Consider the following 17,080-nt stretch of genomic DNA (forward strand, 5'->3'; position numbering starts at 1 on the left):
CGGGAGCCAACGTGTTGCCGTTATGTGGCCTGTCAGCCCCCAAGCAGAGCGACGTTTTCGCTGGCGATTATTGGGCAAAGCCCTTCCTGCGACAACTGCCGACGGCGGCGCGATGAAGCCAGCGAGTCGAGTGCGCCTTGTCTTCAGCCGTGCCGGGCATGCGCCCGGTGGGGTCGCCCGGCGTGGTAGAACCAGCGCTTGGCCGCCTCCGCGCCGCACAGGTAGACCAGGGTCAGCGCCGCGATCAGCAGCAACAGTTCCGCCGGCGGCGCGACGAAGCCCAGCAGGTCGGCCAGCGAGGTGAACGGCAGCAGCACGGCGGCCCCCACCACCGCGAGCGCCGTGCCGGCCAGCCACGGGTTGGGCCGGCTGAGCCAGGGGGCGGCACGGGTGCGGATGATGAAGATCACCAGCACCTGCGTGGCGATCGACTCGATGAACCAGCCGGTGTGAAACAGCGCCTCCTGGGCATGGAATACGCTGAGCAGCAGGTAGAAGGTGAGAAAGTCGAACAGCGAACTCACCGGCCCCAGCGTCAGCATGAAACGCAGGATGAAGCCGGCGTCCCAGTCGTGCGGGTAGCGCAGGTAGGCGGCGTCGACGTCGTCGAGCGGGATCGGGATTTCCGACGTGTCGTAGAGCAGGTTGTTGAGCAGGATCTGCACCGGCAGCATCGGCAGGAAGGGCAGGGCCAGCGACGCGCCGGCCATGCTGAACATGTTGCCGAAGTTCGAGCTGGTTCCCATCATGATGTACTTCATCACGTTGGCGAAGGTGCGGCGTCCCTCGATCACGCCGTCGTGCAGCACGCCGAGATCGTGCTCGAGCAGGATCATGTCGGCGGCGTCCTTGGCCACGTCGACCCCTGAGTCCACCGAGATGCCGACGTCGGCGTCGTGCAGCGACGGCGCGTCGTTGACGCCGTCGCCAAGAAAGCCGACCACGTGCCCGCGGCGGCGCAGCGCGCGCAGGATACGGCTCTTCTGCGGCGGCGAGACGCGGCAGAACACGTCGGTGTGCTGGGCTTGCGCCGCCAGCGCGGGGTCGTCGAGCTGGTCGATCTGCGCGCCGGTCAGCAACGTCTTCACCGGCAGGCCGACCTGGGCGCAGACGTGACGCGTCACCCACTCGTTGTCGCCGGTCAGCACCTTGACGTGGACATGGCTGCGTCGCAGCTCCTCCAGCGCGGTCGCCGCGCTGGCTTTGGCCGGGTCGAGGAAGGCGGCAAAGCCGCACAGCACCAGCCGGGTCTCGTCGTCGACCACGGCGTGCCCATGGTCCGGCGGCACGGCGCGCCAGGCGATCGCCAGCACGCGGAAGCCGTCGCGGCTCAGCGCCTCGAATTGCGCCAGGGCGCGCTCGCGCGTGGCCTCGTCCATCGCCTGCAGCATGGGCGGCGCATCCGGTGAACCGGTTTCGACCTCGGCACACAGGCGCAGCATGTCCTCCGGCGCGCCCTTGACGATCAGCAGCCGTTCTCCGGCGCGTTCCACCAGCACCGAGACGCGCCGGCGTTCGAAACCGAACGGCACCTCGTCGATCTTGCTCCAGCCGCCGACGTCGATTTCCTCGTGCTGCAGGATGGCGTCGTCGAGCGGGCTGCGCAGCCCGGACTCGAAAAAGCTGTTGAGGTACGCCAGCTGCAGCACGCGCGCGCTGTCGTGTCCCAGGAGGTCGACATGCTGTTCGAGGCGGATCGTTGCCTCGGTGAGGGTGCCCGTCTTGTCGGTGCACAGCACGTCCATGCTGCCCATGTCCTGAATCGCCGCCAGCCGCTTCACCACCACCTTCTTGGCCGCCATGCGCAGGGCCCCGCGCGACAGGGTCACCGACACGATCATCGGCAAGAGTTCGGGGGTCAGCCCCACCGCCAGGGCGACCGCGAACATGAAGGTCTGATGCACCGGGCGGTGCGCCAGCGTGTGCACGAAGACGATGAACAGCACCAGGGCGAAGGTCATCTTGATGATGAGTTGGCCGAAGCGGCGGGTGCCGAGCTCGAACGAGGTCGGTTCGGCCGGTGCGCGCAAGGTGTCGGCAATCCCGCCCAGAAAGGTGGCCGGCCCGGTATGGCAGATCAGCAGCGTGGCGCTGCCGCTCAGCACCGACGACCCCATGAACGCCGCGTTGACGGCATCGGCGACCTCGCGTGCCTCCGCTGTCAGCTCCACGGCATGCTTTTCGACCGGGTACGACTCGCCGGTGAGCATCGACTGACGCACGAAGAAGTCGCGCGCTTCGACGATGCGCCCGTCGGCCGGAACCAGGTCGCCCGCGGCCAGTTGCACCAGGTCACCCGGAACGAGCTGGGCTGCCGGCCGCGTCACGACGTGGCCGTCGCGCAGCACGCTGGCGCGCAAGGCCACCGATTCGCGCAAGCGCTCGGCCGCGTTGCCGGCCCGGTGCTCCTGCACGAAGTCCAGGGTCACGCTGCCGATCACGATCAGGCTGATGACGACAAAGCTGGTGACGTCGCCTAACTGGGCCGATACCGCGCTGGCGCTCAACAACAGCAGCACCAGGGGGTTGCGGAAGTGGGCCAGGTACTCCAGTACTGGGTGGCGCCGGCGCCGGGCGCGCAGCACGTTGTCGCCGTATCGCGCACGCAGCGCCAAGGCGACTTCCTCCGACAGGCCGCGCTCGTCCGCGCCGAGTTCGGTCTTGAGTGCGGTCAGCGATCGGGTCCAGAACGGGACCGGCTGTGCGTCGAGCGGTTCGTGCAAGGCGAGTCCTCGGTCAGTGAGTTTGGGGCAGGGCATCCATTGCTCCAGCGCCGGAGAACCCGTGGATGACACGCCCAAGAGAGGGCCGCTTCGCTGCGACGGCGGTGGACGTCGATCAGGCGTTCGGAGCGGGCAGGGTGGCCTCTTCCTTGATACTAGCGCACGCAATGCTCCGTCCCCTGCCAAACCCTTGCGTAGGCCGGGGTCGCCATGCCGCATGGCGCGTTCCCTGATGATCGCCAGCTAATCAGGCGCCTGCGCCTGCCCACCCCCTTCACTGGCAGGGGAATTGCCGTTGCCAGTCCGATTCGAATTCGTCTAATTTTCAAAATAAACACAGCGCGTTTCGCTTCAGCAGCTCGGCATGATCGATCAACGGCAAAAAGAAGAATCAAAGGGGGAGCTAACGGTGAATGCCGGTCATAAATTGCGCTTGAAGTGGCTTGGTATCGACACCTACCAGGAAGCCGTGATCTATATGCGGCGAGACTGCGAGGTATGCCGCTCGGAGGGGTTCGAGGCTCAGTCGCGCGTGCGCGTGGCGCGCAACGGCGTGGAGATCGTCGCCACGCTCAATGTCATCGATTCCGACCTGCTCGCTCCGCACCAGGCCAGTCTGTCTTCGGCGGCCTGGCGTCAGCTGGACGGTCGTGAAGGGGATACCATCCGGGTCCGGCCTCTGCCGCCGCTGGAATCGCTGATTGCCTTGCGCAGCAAGATCTACGGCCATCGTCTGAACGATGAGCAGATGTATTGCATCATCGAGGACGTGGCGCGAGGGCGCTACCCCAACATCTATCTGGCCGCATTTGTCGCGGCCTGCGCCGGCGGCCGCCTGGATGCCGACGAGACCGTATCCTTGACGCGCGCCATGGTGAATGTGGGACAACGCCTGGATTGGGGCAGCGCCCCCGTCGTCGACAAGCACTGCGTCGGCGGCTTGCCGGGCAATCGCACCACCCCCATCGTGGTGGCGATCGTGACCGCGGCCGGGCTGATCATGCCCAAGACCTCTTCCCGTGCCATTACGTCGCCGGCAGGCACGGCCGATACCATGGAAACCCTGGCTCCCGTCGCCCTCGATCTGCCGGCCATCCGCCGTGTCGTCGGGAAAGAGGGCGGGTGCATCGTCTGGGGCGGCGCCGTCAACCTGAGCCCGGCCGACGATATCCTGATCCGTGTCGAACGCCCGATGGACCTCGACAGCGAAGGCCAGCTGGTCGCCTCCGTCCTGTCCAAGAAAGTGGCCGCCGGTTCCAGCCATGCGCTGATCGACATTCCCGTCGGCTACACCGCCAAGATACGCTCGCAGCACGCGGCGACCGTGCTGAAAACCCTGCTCGAATACGTGGCGGGGAACCTTGGATTGGCCATTCAGGTGGTGTTTACCGACGGCAGCCAGCCAGTCGGGCGGGGTGTGGGCCCCGCTTTGGAGGCCCGCGACATTCTGGCGGTATTGCGCAATGAAGCGGATGCGCCGGCCGATCTGCGCGAGCGCTCGCTGACGCTGGCGGGCACCCTGCTCGAGTTTTGCGGCACCGCCGCGATCGGCACCGGCGTGGCCCATGCCCGGCGCCTGCTCGATTCGGGTCAGGCGTGGGCGAAATTCGTCGCCATTGCCAATGCCCAAGGCGGCTTGCGCACGCCGCCCGTAGCTCCCCACACTCACCCTGTCTGCGCCGTGAAGGCCGGCCGCGTCACCGCCATCGACAATCGCCTGGTCAGCCGCGCCGCCAAATTGGCCGGTGCCCCACGCGCGGCGTCAGCCGGTATCGACCTGCACGTGATGGTCGACAGCCACGTCGACATCGGCATGCCCCTGTTCACGGTGCACGCCGAGACGCCGGGTGAACTCGAATATGCCCTCAGCTATTTGGAGATGCACCCTCAGATCGTGACGGTGGAGGAGCGATGAAGACCGTGCTGCTGCCTTTGCCCGGCAACGAGGCGATGGCTGCCGCCTTGCTGGCGCAGCCGGCGCTCGCCAGCCAAGCTGAACGCGGGGAGCTCATGGTGCGCTCCTTTCCCGATGGCGAAACCCACCTGCAGCTGTTGAGCGAGGTGGATGGTGCCCGGGTCGTCCTGGTCGCCACGCTGGATCGTCCCGACGGCAAGCTGCTGCCCCTGTTGTTCGCCGCGGCGCTGGTGCGCGACTACGGTGCGGCGGAGGTTGGTCTGCTGGTGCCTTACCTCGCCTATATGCGTCAGGACACCCGCTTCCATCCCGGAGAGGGGGTGACGGCGCGCTATTTCGCCGAGACCTTGTCGCCACGTTTTGACTGGCTGGTCACGGTCGACCCGCATCTGCACCGCATTGCCCGCCTGGAGCAGGTCTACCGCTGCGCCACGTGCGTGGTCCATGCCGCGCCGGCCATGGCCGAGTGGATCGCCGCCAACGTGCCCAAGCCGCTCCTGATCGGTCCGGACGAGGAAAGCCAGCAATGGGTTGCCGAGGTCGCGGCCTTGGCCCAGGCGCCTTATCTGGTCCTGAGCAAGACCCGGCATGGCGACCGGCAGGTGGAGGTTTCCCGCCCCGACATGACCCGCTTGTCCGGCCGCACGCCGGTTCTGGTCGACGACATCGTGTCCACCGCCCATACCATGGCTGAAACCTTGCAGCAGCTGCGGCAACTCGGCGCCAACCCGGCGGTGTGCGTCGCCGTGCATGCCATCTTCACCGAGGGAGCCGTCGACCTGCTGAACGGTGCCGGGGCAGCACAGGTGGTCAGTTGCAATACGGTGGTCCATCCCAGCAACACCATCGCGCTCGAGCGTTGGTTGGCCGAAGCGATCCAGAACATGGGCACGCGGTGAGGCGACTGGTCAGCCCTCTCATCTTGAAGGCTATGGCGTACTGCGTTGATGCCCCGCCATGGCCCTTTCCATCCGTCGATCAGGCACCAGCCACAGCAAGGCGACGCCGACGAAAAAAATCATCCCGCCACAGGGGTAATCCAGCCCGGCGGTCACGATGCCTAGCAGGTAGAGCACGGGCGACGCCTTGCCCTTCAGGTCCCGTCCGATCGCTCGTGCGAGCAGGCTGTCCGGCCCGTGATGGCGGATCAGGGACGTCTGCAACAGGTTATAGGCCACCGCGCACAGCAGCAGATTCAGGCCGTAGAGCATGGTCGGCCAGCGGCCAAAATGATTCTCGCCCATCCAGCCCGTGGTAAAAGGCAGCAAGGACAGCCAGAACAGCAGGTGGAGGTTCGACCACAAGATGGCACCGTTGACGCTTTTGCTGGCGTGCATCATGTGATGGTGGTTGTTCCAGTAGATGCCGACGTAGATGAAGCTCAGCACGTAGCTGATGGCGACCGGCCACAAGGGCAGCAGGGCGGAGAGCGATTCGCCATGCGGCACTTTGAGTTCCAGCACCATGATGGTGATGATGATCGCCAGCACGCCGTCGCTGAACGCTTCAAGCCGATTTTTTTCCATGGCACCCGCTAACAGGAAGAAGGACGAGGGACGGAGCCGTCACCATGGTGCGGTTCCGTGCTTGAGCATACCCTGAGCCGCGCTGGCTTCTCCAGTTGCTTTGTGTTGGTATGCGTATCGGATCGGAGGGCGCGCCTCTCCATGTCCTTTCTCTTTCTGACCGATTGACGGCTCTCGTGGCGTCAGCTCTCTCGATGACGCAATTTGGCCAGTGCAGTGCCGGTAAGGACAAGAGGGCGAGCCCCGCATGCCTTACAACGGTAACCGTGCAACATTGCCCTGCCCCCACGGGGCAGGATGCACTGTCCGGACAAACAGCGGTTGCCCGGAAAGTCGCGTGGTTTGCCTTTTCGTTGGCTGGCTACAAGGAATGAGAAAAGCCGGCTACATTTCCCTGCATATAAAAATGACTGCCAATACAGGCAGCAAAGGTTTGCGCCTGCGTATCGCGGGCCAGACCATGAAATGCAGCACCAAAGGAGAAAGTGTGAGTTTGCAAGAAGAAGTACTGCCTTTTCCCACAGCAGGCGGTGCCCGGACGCACGTTGCCGGGCAAACCCAGGACCTGCATCGTAACCTCACCTGGAGAGATGCGTTCTGGGTGACCAGCGGCGTACCCGCTGGTGTGCTGTTCACCATCGGTGGCGTGTCTGCCACCATTGGCCAGCCGGCATGGATCATCTGGATTCTGGCCATCCTGGTCGGGTTCGCCCAGTGCTTTACCTATGCCGAAATCTCCGGGCTCTACCCCCACAAGTCGGGCGGGGCGTCGGTGTACGGCGCACTCGGCTGGGTCCGCTACAGCAAGTTCGTGGCCCCGGTATCGGTGTGGTGCAATTGGATCGCCTGGTCGCCGATGCTGGCGCTCGGCACCAGCCTGGCTGCCGGCTACATGCTGAGCAACCTGTTCCCGGCCGATGCCGCCATCAACACCTGGCAGGTCACGCTGCTGGATCTGGGCTTCATCAGCAAGGATCTGACGCTGCGGATCAATTCCACCTTCGTTCTGGCGGTGATCTTCCTGTTGATCACGTTCAAACTGCAGCACAGCGGCGCCTCCGCCGCCGCCCGAACCCAGCGCATTCTCGGCATCGCTTCGCTGACGCCGCTGGTGGTGATCGCGCTGGTTCCCCTGTTTACCGGCGACATGCCGTCGACGAATTTCCTGCCGCTGCTGCCGCTGATGCATGACGCCACCGGCGCCTCGGTGATGGGAAGCTGGAACGCCGCCGGCATCAGTACCGCGATGGGTGCCATGTTCCTGGCCTGCTGGTCGACCTTCGGCTTCGAGACTGCCGTGTGCTACACCCGGGAGTTCAAGAACCCGCAGCAGGACACTTTCAAGGCGATCGTCTCGTCGGGGCTCTTGTGCCTGTTCATGTTCATCGCGGTGCCGATCGCCTTCCAGGGGGAACTGGGCCTCTCCGGCATGCTCGCACCGGCCATCGTCGATGGTTCTGGCGTCGGCGCCGCGATGGCCAAGTTTGTCGGTGGTGGGGTGGTGGTGGTGTTCAACGTGATCGTAGCGATGCTGGTGTTGTCGATCCTGCTGATCGTGATGACGTCGATGATGGGGTCGTCGCGCACCCTGTACCAGGCATCGGTCGACGGCTGGCTGCCGAAATACCTGTCGCACGTCAACGAGCACGGTGCCCCGACCCGGGCGATGTGGACCGACCTGGTGTTCAACCTGTTCCTGCTGTTGATGTCGAACTACATGGCCGTGCTGTCGGTCTCCAACGTCTGCTACATGATCTTCGTCTTCCTTAACCTGCAGTCCGGATGGATTCACCGCCTCGACCGTGCCGACTGGCCGCGTCCGTACAAGTGCGCCAACTGGCTGCTGGCGCTTGGCGTGCTGTGCGGTTATCTCGACCTGGTGTTCGTCGGCGCCGGCGCCAACTTCCAGGGTGAGAACACGCTGCGCAACGGGCTGATCGCCACTTTCCTGATTGTGCCGGTGTTCATCTACCGTCATTACTGGCAAGACAAGGGGCAGTTTCCGGCATCCATGCGCAAGGACATGGAGTTGCCGCATGCCCGCGCCGGCGTCCTGCCGTACCTTGCGCTCCTGCTGGCGGTTGCCGTGATCTGGATTTCGGCCAAGCTGACGGTCATCGGCTAGCCGGGGGTGGCGGTAGAGGGTGGGGTAGCGTCTTCCTTCCTCTGCCGCCTGCGCTGCTGTTACTCATCGGGTGGTGATGGCGGAGTTCTGCCGCCATGATTCGTCCTAGCTGTTGTCAGCCTGTTGTTGAGCGGCGGCTTCGCGCAGCTTGTCTTTCTTGCTTTTGCGTTTGCCCTTGATGCCGCCGTTGCCGACGTGTTCGGCCGTGTGGCCTAAGCTCGCGACATTCGAGGTGGCGGTCGGCTCGAAACCGGCAATCTGTTCGCGCTGCAGCCGTCGCTGTTGGCGCTTTTCGATCAGCTGGAAATGGGCGGCGCAGTCGGCGCTGATGAAACTGATGGCTTCGCCGCGAGCACCGGCCCGGCCGGTGCGGCCGATACGGTGGGTGTAGTCCACCGGCGAGCGTGGCAGATCGTAGTTGACCACCACCGGCAGGAGGGGGATGTCGATGCCGCGAGCCGCCACGTCGGTGGCCACCAGTACCTGCAACTGTCCCGACTTGAGATCGGCCAGCACTTGGCCGCGCTGTCCCTGGCTGCAATCGCCATGCAGGGCTGCGGCACGGATACCGGCACGTTGCAGCTTGCCGGTCACACGGTCGGCAGCCTGCCGGCTAGCCACGAACACCAGTACCCGGTCCCATCCATGCGTCTGCAACAGGTGGCGCAGCAGCATCGTGCGCTGGCTGGTGTCCACTTCGATGGCGCGCTGGTGGATATCCGGTGCCGTGGCGGCGGTCTGCGCAATGTCGATGCGCAGTGGCTGGCTCAGGAGTTGTTCCGCCAGTGAGTGAACGGCGGGCGGAAACGTGGCGGAGAACAGCAGGTTCTGCCGGTAGGTGGGCAGCAAGGCCAGCAGGCGGCCAAGTTCGTCGGCAAAACCGAGGTCGAGCAGACGGTCGGCCTCGTCGAGTACCAAGGTACCGACGGTGGAAATAGTCAGTGCATTGTACCCGATCAAGTCCAGCAGTCGTCCGGGGGTGGCCACCACGATGTCGGCACCGCCGCGCAAGGCCATCATTTGCGGGTTGATGGAGACGCCGCCATAGACCACGGCCACCTTCACGCTCCGTGGCAGGGACAGGGCCAGTTCACGCAGGGTATTGCCGACCTGAACTGCCAGTTCGCGAGTGGGTAGCAGGATCAACGCCTGGACCTGACGTGGCGAACCCTGGCGACTCGTCAGCCATTGCTGCAGCAGCGGCAGACAGAAGGCCGCTGTCTTGCCGGAGCCGGTCTGTGCGGTGGCCAGTACATCGCGGCCCTGCAAAATGGCAGGAATGGCGGAGGTCTGGATGGCAGAGGGGGCAAGGTAGCCCTGACTGAGGGCGGCCTGGGCCAGAGAGGGGTGCAGGCCCATAGAAGAGAATGGCATGAATGGCGACGGGTATGAGTGTGAGGACCTTGCGGCCTAGGGCCGCAGGAGTATCGGCTGCGCCAGCCACGCGGTCAAGGAAGGCGTTGCGTGGCTGCAGCCGGTGTGCGCCCAGATGGCGGCTCTTGCTTGCCAGGGGGCTGCGGGTGGCAGCGGATCGATGGCCAGTCACTCATCCTGCCAGCGGAAAGTGCCATTTGTGAGTACTATCTGGGCTCGTCACCAAGTAAAGCAATCTGCACATGCAAACAGAAGTCAAAGAGAAGCCTCGTTATGCCCTTGTGACCTCGGTCCAGTTGCCGGATGTCAGCGATAGCGAGTTCGAGGCCTCGCTCAACGAACTGAGCGAGTTGGCCAAGACGCTGGGTTTCCAGGTGATGCAGACCTTTGTTCAAAAGCGTAACAGCTTCGACCGCACGGCCTATCTGGGCGTGGGTAAGCTGGAAGAAATCAGCATGTTCGTCAACCGTGGCATCCGCAACGACGAACTGGAAGAAGACCCACAAGAGCTGGACTCCAGCACGGTCGAGTTCGACGTGTTGCTGGTGGACCACGAAATCTCGCCCTCACAGGCGCGCAATCTGGAGCTGGCCGTTGGCTGCGAGGTGATGGACCGCACCATGGTCATCCTGGAGATTTTCCATCGCAATGCCCGCTCGCGCGCGGCACGTGCACAGGTGGAAATCGCCCGTCTCGGCTATATGGCGCCGCGCCTGCGCGAAGCGGCCAAGCTGGCCGGTCCGCAAGGCCGGCAGCGCAGCGGTACGGGTGGTCGTGGTGCCGGTGAATCGCATACTGAGCTGGACCGCCGCAAGGTGCGTGACCGCATCGCCGAGCTGCAACGCGAAATCATCGCCATGGAACTGGAGCGCAAGACCCAGCGCGCGCGCCGTCTGGAACGTCAGGGCCTGGGCCTGGGCGGGGTGTCGCTGGTGGGGTATACCAATGCAGGCAAGTCCACGCTGATGCGGGCACTGACCGGCAGCGAGGTGCTCGTGGCCAACAAGCTGTTCGCTACGCTGGACACCACGGTGCGTGCCCTTTATCCGGAAAGTGTGCCGCGCGTGCTGGTCAGCGATACTGTCGGCTTCATCAAGAACCTGCCTCACGGACTGGTAGCCTCGTTCAAGTCCACGCTGGAAGAGGCACTGGATGCAGCGCTGTTGCTGCATGTGATTGATGCCAGTGACCCCGGTTTTCAGCGCCAGCTGGAAGTGACCGACGAGGTGCTGCAGGAAATCGGCGCCGACGACGTGCCGAGAATTCGCGTGTTCAACAAGATCGACCATGTCGGCGATGAGGCGGAGCAGGCTGCCTGGACGGCCGAACTGCAGGAACGCTATCCAGGCTGCGTAGTGATGAGTGCGCGTTGTCCGGAGGATGTGGCCAGCCTGCATGCGACCATCGTTTCCTTTTTCCAGCAGGATCTGGTGGAAGACGAGCTGCTGCTGCCGTGGTCGGCACAACAGCTGCGCGGTGAAATCTACAGCCACTGCCAAGTGCTGGAAGAGCGTGCCGGGGAAGAGGGCAGCTGGTTCCGCGTGCGTGGCGAGCCAGAAAAACTGCGTAGTCTGCACGAGCAGCTCAATCCCGGCTTGCAGGGCCGGGAAAAGGAATATTGGGAAGTCTGAGGCTCTGTCGCAGCAAGGCCTGAGCGGTTCGGCCCAGGCCTTGCTGCGATGGTCAGCCTGCAACCAACACGGCAGCAGCCCTCTCAGCCCTCCTTGAAGCTGATCGCCACCGAGTTGATGCAATAACGCTCGCCCGTGGGTTCCGGGCCATCCGGGAACACGTGGCCGAGATGGGCGTCGCAGCGGGCGCAGCGCACCTCGGTGCGGATCATGCCGTGCGAGCGGTCTTCGATGCGGGTGATGCTGCCGGGGACGGCTTCTTCCCAGAAACTGGGCCAGCCGCAGCCGGCATCGAACTTAGTGTCGGAGTGGAACAGCAGCGCGTCGCAGCAGATGCAATGGTAATCGCCGCTGGCGTGGCGATAGTAGTGCTCGCCGCTGTAGGGGCGTTCGGTGCCGGCCTGGCGGGTGACGCGGTATTGCTCGGGGGTCAGTTGGGCGCGCCACTCGGCGTCGCTCTTGTCTATCTTGTCTGTCATGGTGGGCTCCTGTGGGGGCGTCTTGGCCGAAGGCTGTTGGCGTCGGCACGGCTATCCGGGCCGCGGTTCGCGCCGGTTGCGTCGGTTGGTCGTGGCCGATGGGCGGTTCTTACAGCAATTCGTCCAGCGAGCCACCAAGGTGCTCGCTGTCCGCCCATTTCTCCAGCTGCCAGGCCCCCTGATGGTGGATGATCCAGTTGAAGGCGGCGTTGGGGATGGGAAAATCGCGCGGTTCGGTCAGCGGCTTGCCGGTGACGATGCGGTAGACCATGTCGAGCACGCCGCCATGAGTGACGACGAGCAGCCGTTGACCGGGGTGTTCGAGCACCGCCCGCTCCAGGAAGGCCTGAATCCGGACGTGGAAGGCGTACAGGCTCTCGCCCCCTTCCGGGACGTCGTGCGGGTCGCGGTTGCGATGGCGGCGGTAGGCGTCGGGCATGACCTCGCCGGCCTCGTGATAGGTGAGGCCCTGCAGGCGGCCGTAGTGACGCTCGCGCAGCAGGGGGTCGAGGTTGACGTCGAGCCCGGTAGCCTGTCCGATGGGAACGGCGGTCTGGCGGGTGCGCACCAGATCACTGCAGTAGAGCGCGTCGAAACGCAGTGCCCGGGCCGTCAGGGCCAGGCTCAATGTTTGCGCCTGTTCCTGGCCGGTGGTGTTGAGCGGGGTATCGATCTGGCCTTGCAGGCGGCGCTCGCGGTTCCAGTCGGTTTCGCCGTGGCGCACGAAGCAGAAGCGGGTCAGCTGAGTGTGGTCCATCGATTCATTCTAGCAGTCAGGTTCGGGTTGCGATCAGCCCAGCGCCAGCCACAGCCCGAACGGTACGAAGGCGAGGCTGGCCAGGTTGCCAATCAGTACGATCGACGCCATCTTGCCAGGTTCCTGCCGGTAGATTTCCGCCATCATGAAATTGAGCACCGCCGGCGGCAGCACGCCGAACAGATAGACCAGGCCGGCCTGCGCCGGCGACAGTCGCAGCAGTGGCACGGTCACGGCCGCCGCCGCGAGGCCGCTCAGCGGGCAGAGCGCGGCGCCGAGCAGGCCTATCTTCCAATCGCGCAGGTTGGCGTCCACCATGCGCACCCCCAGTGCGAACAGCATCAGCGGAATGGAGGCGTCGCCCAGCATCTTGAGACCGATCATCAGCCCGTCGGGCAGATGCCAGCCCGCCAGTGCAAATAGCAGCCCCAGCGCCGTGGCGAGCACGATGGGGTTCTTCAACAGGCCGCTGAAGCGGGTGTGGCGGTTGAAGATGAAGGCCCCCAGGGTGAAGTGCAGCAGGTTGGACACCACGAACAGCACCACGAAGGCGTTGAAGCCGCTGCGGCCGAAGGCGAGCAGGGCGAGCGGCAGGCCCATGTTGCCGCAGTTGTTGAACATCGACGGGGGTAGCAGGGTGCGCACCTGGTTGCCGGTGGCGCGCGCCACCGGCCAGGCGAGCAGGCCCGACAGCAGGATCACCGCAGCGGAGGCCGGCAGCAGCTTCCACTGGCTGACGAGATCGAAATCCTTGGCCGCCAGCGCCGAGAACACCAGCAGCGGCACACAGACGTCCATGTTGATCGTGTTCGCGGCGCTCATGTCGGGACGCATCTTGCGGCCGTAGAGCCAGCCGATCAGCACGATGATCAGGACGGGAAGAATGATGGTGACGATGCGTTCGAACATGGGACTCAGGCGGGGTGGGATGGTGCCATTATTGGTCAAATGTCTTGACCGGACAAGCAAGGGTAAGCCATGGCTTGCCATGCTTCGGCCAACCTTGTCGTCAAGGTTGGCCGAAAGAGCCGGTCAGAGAATGCCGACGCCGGAGATTTCACGCGCCAGGTTGGCGGCGTAGTTGTCGGTCATGCCGCCGACGAAGTCCAGCACCTTCATGTAGGCCAGGTAGGGGGTGTCCTTGTCGGTGAAGGGGGTTTCCGCCATCAGGCCCAGCGCCAGCGTGTGGCGCGCCGACAATCGTTCGCCTCGCACTCTGGCCGCTACGGCCGGGACCAGCACGTCTAGCAGGGTGGAGAGGCAGGGGAAGGAGGCGATTTCGGTCACCAGCTTGGTGCGGTGCCGGTACACTTTCTGGCTGGCCAGCCGTTTGGCCTCCAGCAGGGTCTCGCGGATTTCGGGCGCGCACACGTCGATCAGGTCCTTGCCCTGGAAGGCGCCTGCCAGCAGCGTGTCCTGGTGCAGCATGAATTTTTCCGCCACCTCGGCCACGCAGCGGCCGATGGCCATGCCGCGCAGCATCGCGCATTTCTGGCGCACCGACGGCGTGGCCCAGAGCTTGTCGACCTCGGCGAACTTGGTGAACAGGTTTTCGAACTCGGAATAGTCGAGGATGCCGATCTCGACCGCGTCTTCGAGGTCGAGGATGGCATAGCAGATGTCGTCCGCCGCTTCCATGAGATAGGACAGCGGGTGGCGCGCCCACTGGTCGGCACCGCGCTCGATCAGGCCGAGCTCGCTGGCAATCTGGCGGAAGTAGGGCAGTTCGGTCTGGTAGATGTTGAACTTGTCGCGCAGGTAGGCCGGTTCGGCACTGGAGGTCCACGGGTATTTGATCAGCGCGCCGATCGCCGCCGCAGTCAGCCGCATGCCGCCTTCGCCGGCGTACATTTCGAGCGTGGCGAGCATGCGCAGGCTGTGCGCGTTGCCCTCGTAGGTTTCGACGTCGCGCCGCTCGGCCGGACTCAGGCCTGCCATCAGCGGGGCGTGGCGCTCGTCGCGGAACCAGTCGCGCAGGGCGTCCTCGCCGGTATGGCCGAACGGCGGGTTGCCGATGTCGTGGGCCGGGCAGGCCACTTGCACCACGGCGCCGATGTCGTGCGGCGTGTAGCCGGCGGGCAGTTGGCCGGCGTGCTGCATCATCACCCCGGCACGGTTGCCCAGGCTGCGTCCGACGCTGGCCACCTCGACACTATGCGTCAGGCGGTTGTGGGTGTGGTCGTTCTGCGCCAGGGGGTGGACCTGGGTCTTGCGCCCCAGGCGGCGGAAGGCGCCGGAGAACACCACCCGGTCGTGGTCGATGTGGAAATCGCTGCGCAGTCCGGAGGCGCCCTCGCTGGTCGCAGGGGTGCGGGTGGGCAGTACCTCGCCGTCGATCTGCTTGAAGCGCCGGGCCGATAGCAGGTGTTCCCATTTCATGCGGTGTGGCTTGGTCATGGCAGTGTGCGCGCAGTGGTTTGTCATGATCATAACAGTTTGCCGGCGCCGGACGCAGCGCCGATGGCGGCGGCAGGCCGGTCTTCGGCCAACTTCGCGCCCCCCGTCAAACCGGCCGGTTGGGCATGGTGCAAGGGGGCGCGCTTGGATTATCCTTAGGGCACATCTTGCCCTTGGAAATCGCATGACCGCTTCCGTTCATGACCTGCTCGCCACGCTGGTGGCGTTTGACACCACCAGCCGCCATTCCAACCTCGAACTGATCCGCTGGGTGCAACGCTATCTGGACTCGTTTGGCGTGGCGTCGCGGCTGACCTTCAATGCCGACGGCAGCAAGGCCAATCTGTTCGCCCAGATCGGGAACCCCGCGCTGCCGGCCGTGGTGCTGTCCGGGCACACCGACGTGGTGCCGGTCGATGGCCGGGCGTGGCAGACGCCGCCGTTCGAGTTGGTCGAGCGCGAAGGCAAGCTGTACGGCCGCGGCTCGGCCGACATGAAAGGCTTCATCGCCTGCGTGCTCGCCAAGGTGCCGTTCTTCCTCGAACTGGCCGACTCCGGCCGCCTGACCCAGTCGATCGGCATCGCCTTGTCCTACGATGAGGAAGTCGGCTGCCTCGGCGTCCGCGGACTGATCGACGATTTGCAGCAATCCGGCATCAAGGTGGCGGGCTGCATCATCGGCGAGCCGACCGACATGAAGCCGGTGGTCGCGCACAAGGGCATTGCCCATTACCGCTGCCACGTCAGCGGCCGCGCAGCGCATTCCTCGCTGACGCCGTACGGGGTCAACGCCATCGAGTACGCGGCCCGGCTGATCACGCACATCCGCAAGCTGGCCGACACCGAGGCGTCGTTCGGGCATCGCCATACTCTGTACGATGTCCCGTTCACCACCTTGCAGACCGGCACCATCCAGGGCGGCACCGCGCCCAATATCGTCCCCAAGGACTGCGAGTTCGTGTTCGAGTGTCGCTGGCTGCCCGGCGACCAGCCGGAGCGCTACGTCGACTCGGTGCGCGACTACGCTTCCAACCTGCTGGAAGAGATGCGTGCGGTGGCAGAGGAGAGCGACATCACCATCGACCCCACGGTGTACTGCCCGGCGTTCGAGGCGGTGCCGGAGAGTGCGGTGATGCAGTATGTCGAAACGCTGACCGGTTGTTGCCAGGGCGAGGGTGTGGCCTACGCCACCGAAGCCGGCCTGTTCCATCAAGCGGGAATGCCGAGCGTGGTGTGCGGCCCGGGCTCGATCCGACAAGCCCACCGCCCCGACGAATACGTCGAAGTGGAACAGCTCTACGCCTGCAGCGAGTGGCTTGCCGGGCTGGGCGAGCTGCTCTGCACCCCGGCAGCAGGAAGACCAGCATGACCGATCACGCCGTGGCACCCAAGCGCATTACCCTGTTTGCCGATACCGCCGTTGAGCCCTCCGTCGATTACCCCCGGCCGGACCGCCTGGTCGCCGGCAATCCGCGTCGCCTGACCTGGAGCCATTTCGAGAACCCGACCGGTGAGGTGAGCGCCGGCATCTGGTCATGCGAGAAGGGGGCCTGGCGCATCGCCTTTGCCGAGCACAAGGACGAGTTCTTTGCCGTGATCGAAGGTCACGTCCGGCTGCACGAAGCCGACGGCCAGGCGGTGGACGTCCGTGCCGGCGAGGCCGCGGTCATTCCCGCCGGCTTTACCGGGGTGTTCGAGGTGGTGGAGCCGGTGCGCAAGTATTTTGTCGTGGTGGAGCGCAACGCCTCTCACGCCTGATCCGGATCGCCCATGCTGGCAGAGGGCGGCGGCACGGGACAGAAGCGGTTGACGTCCTGCACCGGCTTTTCCAGCAGCAGCACGATCGCGGTGTTGAGTGCACCGAACGACCAGGCGATGAGGAAGAATACCGAATAGGCCGTCAGCTTGTCGGCGAATAGCCGGGCACCGTGCAGGCTCAGTTCGTAGGGATCGAAGATCGAGAAGAACATCATGGTGGCGAAACCGGCGATCAGGAACGACGGCCAGAACAGCAGGATGGCTTTTTTCATGACGACAACACCCCTTTAGATCATGGTTGGCCGAAGCCGGCCTTCCTGTTCCAGCCTAGTCAGGGAGTGGGCCAAAAGCAAAAGGCGCCCGAACCTCCGGGCGCTGCCTGGGCCGGGCACCGT

Annotated in this window: 14 protein-coding genes; 6 read left to right on the top strand and 8 right to left on the bottom strand. The window is 64.8% G+C overall.

The genetic code is table 11. From position 1 onward, the window contains the following. Nucleotides 1–143: 143 nt before the first annotated feature. Nucleotides 144–2,759 carry a magnesium-translocating P-type ATPase gene (gene mgtA, locus ABKF58_RS13700; RefSeq protein WP_482581282.1) on the bottom strand — a complete coding sequence of 872 codons (2,616 nt, stop codon included), beginning with the start codon at nucleotides 2,757–2,759 and terminating at the stop codon, nucleotides 144–146. A 328-nt stretch (nucleotides 2,760–3,087) separates the two neighbouring features. On the opposite strand from mgtA, the gene ABKF58_RS13705 reads away from it, so the two are divergent. Further along, entirely contained in the window at nucleotides 3,088–4,638 is a 1,551-nt protein-coding gene (locus ABKF58_RS13705; RefSeq protein ID WP_482581284.1) for a thymidine phosphorylase family protein, read from the top strand. Beyond that, nucleotides 4,635–5,537 carry a ribose-phosphate diphosphokinase gene (locus ABKF58_RS13710; RefSeq protein ID WP_482581285.1) on the top strand — a complete coding sequence of 301 codons (903 nt, stop codon included), beginning with the start codon at nucleotides 4,635–4,637 and terminating at the stop codon, nucleotides 5,535–5,537. The genes ABKF58_RS13705 and ABKF58_RS13710 overlap by 4 nt, the downstream gene beginning before the upstream one ends. Nucleotides 5,538–5,567: 30 nt before the next feature. Here ABKF58_RS13710 and ABKF58_RS13715 read toward each other — a convergent pair whose 3' ends face one another. Further along, the gene (locus ABKF58_RS13715) at nucleotides 5,568–6,164 is read right to left on the bottom strand and encodes a TMEM175 family protein (protein ID WP_008952918.1); all 597 of its coding nucleotides are present in this window, start codon (nucleotides 6,162–6,164) and stop codon (nucleotides 5,568–5,570) included. A gap of 487 nt (nucleotides 6,165–6,651) precedes the next feature. Between ABKF58_RS13715 and ABKF58_RS13720 the strand changes: the two genes are divergently transcribed. After that, on the top strand, nucleotides 6,652–8,289 hold the full coding sequence (locus ABKF58_RS13720; RefSeq protein WP_482581287.1) for a trimethylamine N-oxide permease: 1,638 nt from the start codon (nucleotides 6,652–6,654) through the stop codon (nucleotides 8,287–8,289). A gap of 105 nt (nucleotides 8,290–8,394) precedes the next feature. Here ABKF58_RS13720 and ABKF58_RS13725 read toward each other — a convergent pair whose 3' ends face one another. Continuing rightward, complete coding sequence (locus ABKF58_RS13725) at nucleotides 8,395–9,663, bottom strand: DEAD/DEAH box helicase (RefSeq protein WP_482581288.1); 1,269 nt, start codon at nucleotides 9,661–9,663, stop codon at nucleotides 8,395–8,397. A 242-nt stretch (nucleotides 9,664–9,905) separates the two neighbouring features. Here ABKF58_RS13725 and hflX point away from each other — a divergent pair, with 242 nt between their 5' ends. Further along, on the top strand, nucleotides 9,906–11,294 hold the full coding sequence (gene hflX, locus ABKF58_RS13730) for a GTPase HflX (RefSeq protein ID WP_482581290.1): 1,389 nt from the start codon (nucleotides 9,906–9,908) through the stop codon (nucleotides 11,292–11,294). Nucleotides 11,295–11,377: 83 nt separating this feature from the next. Here hflX and msrB read toward each other — a convergent pair whose 3' ends face one another. From msrB to ABKF58_RS13750, 4 genes are all read right to left on the bottom strand, one after another. Continuing rightward, nucleotides 11,378–11,773, bottom strand: a complete 396-nt coding sequence (gene msrB, locus ABKF58_RS13735) for a peptide-methionine (R)-S-oxide reductase MsrB (RefSeq protein WP_014087507.1) — start codon at nucleotides 11,771–11,773, stop codon at nucleotides 11,378–11,380. A 109-nt stretch (nucleotides 11,774–11,882) separates the two neighbouring features. After that, a complete protein-coding gene (locus ABKF58_RS13740) occupies nucleotides 11,883–12,530 on the bottom strand; it encodes a histidine phosphatase family protein (RefSeq protein ID WP_482581293.1) in 648 nt (215 codons plus the stop codon). 33 nt (nucleotides 12,531–12,563) lie between these two features. Further along, on the bottom strand, nucleotides 12,564–13,439 hold the full coding sequence (locus tag ABKF58_RS13745; RefSeq protein WP_482581295.1) for an AEC family transporter: 876 nt from the start codon (nucleotides 13,437–13,439) through the stop codon (nucleotides 12,564–12,566). Between the two features lie 123 nt (nucleotides 13,440–13,562). Then, nucleotides 13,563–14,909 carry a deoxyguanosinetriphosphate triphosphohydrolase gene (locus ABKF58_RS13750; protein ID WP_482581296.1) on the bottom strand — a complete coding sequence of 449 codons (1,347 nt, stop codon included), beginning with the start codon at nucleotides 14,907–14,909 and terminating at the stop codon, nucleotides 13,563–13,565. Nucleotides 14,910–15,111: 202 nt separating this feature from the next. On the opposite strand from ABKF58_RS13750, the gene argE reads away from it, so the two are divergent. Both argE and ABKF58_RS13760 read left to right on the top strand, forming a co-directional pair. Further along, nucleotides 15,112–16,296 (top strand): acetylornithine deacetylase, encoded by a 1,185-nt coding sequence (gene argE / locus ABKF58_RS13755; RefSeq protein WP_482581298.1) that lies wholly within the window; start codon nucleotides 15,112–15,114, stop codon nucleotides 16,294–16,296. After that, nucleotides 16,293–16,685 carry a cupin domain-containing protein gene (locus ABKF58_RS13760; protein WP_482581299.1) on the top strand — a complete coding sequence of 131 codons (393 nt, stop codon included), beginning with the start codon at nucleotides 16,293–16,295 and terminating at the stop codon, nucleotides 16,683–16,685. Before argE ends, ABKF58_RS13760 begins: the two co-directional genes overlap by 4 nt. Here the strand turns inward: ABKF58_RS13760 and ABKF58_RS13765 are convergent. Next, nucleotides 16,676–16,957: a hypothetical protein gene (locus tag ABKF58_RS13765; RefSeq protein WP_008952908.1), complete on the bottom strand. Its 282-nt coding sequence runs from the start codon at nucleotides 16,955–16,957 to the stop codon at nucleotides 16,676–16,678. The genes ABKF58_RS13760 and ABKF58_RS13765 overlap by 10 nt on opposite strands. Between the last annotated feature and the right edge of the window lie 123 nt (nucleotides 16,958–17,080).

It is taken from the genome of Pseudogulbenkiania sp. AW2-16, assembly GCF_056824575.1.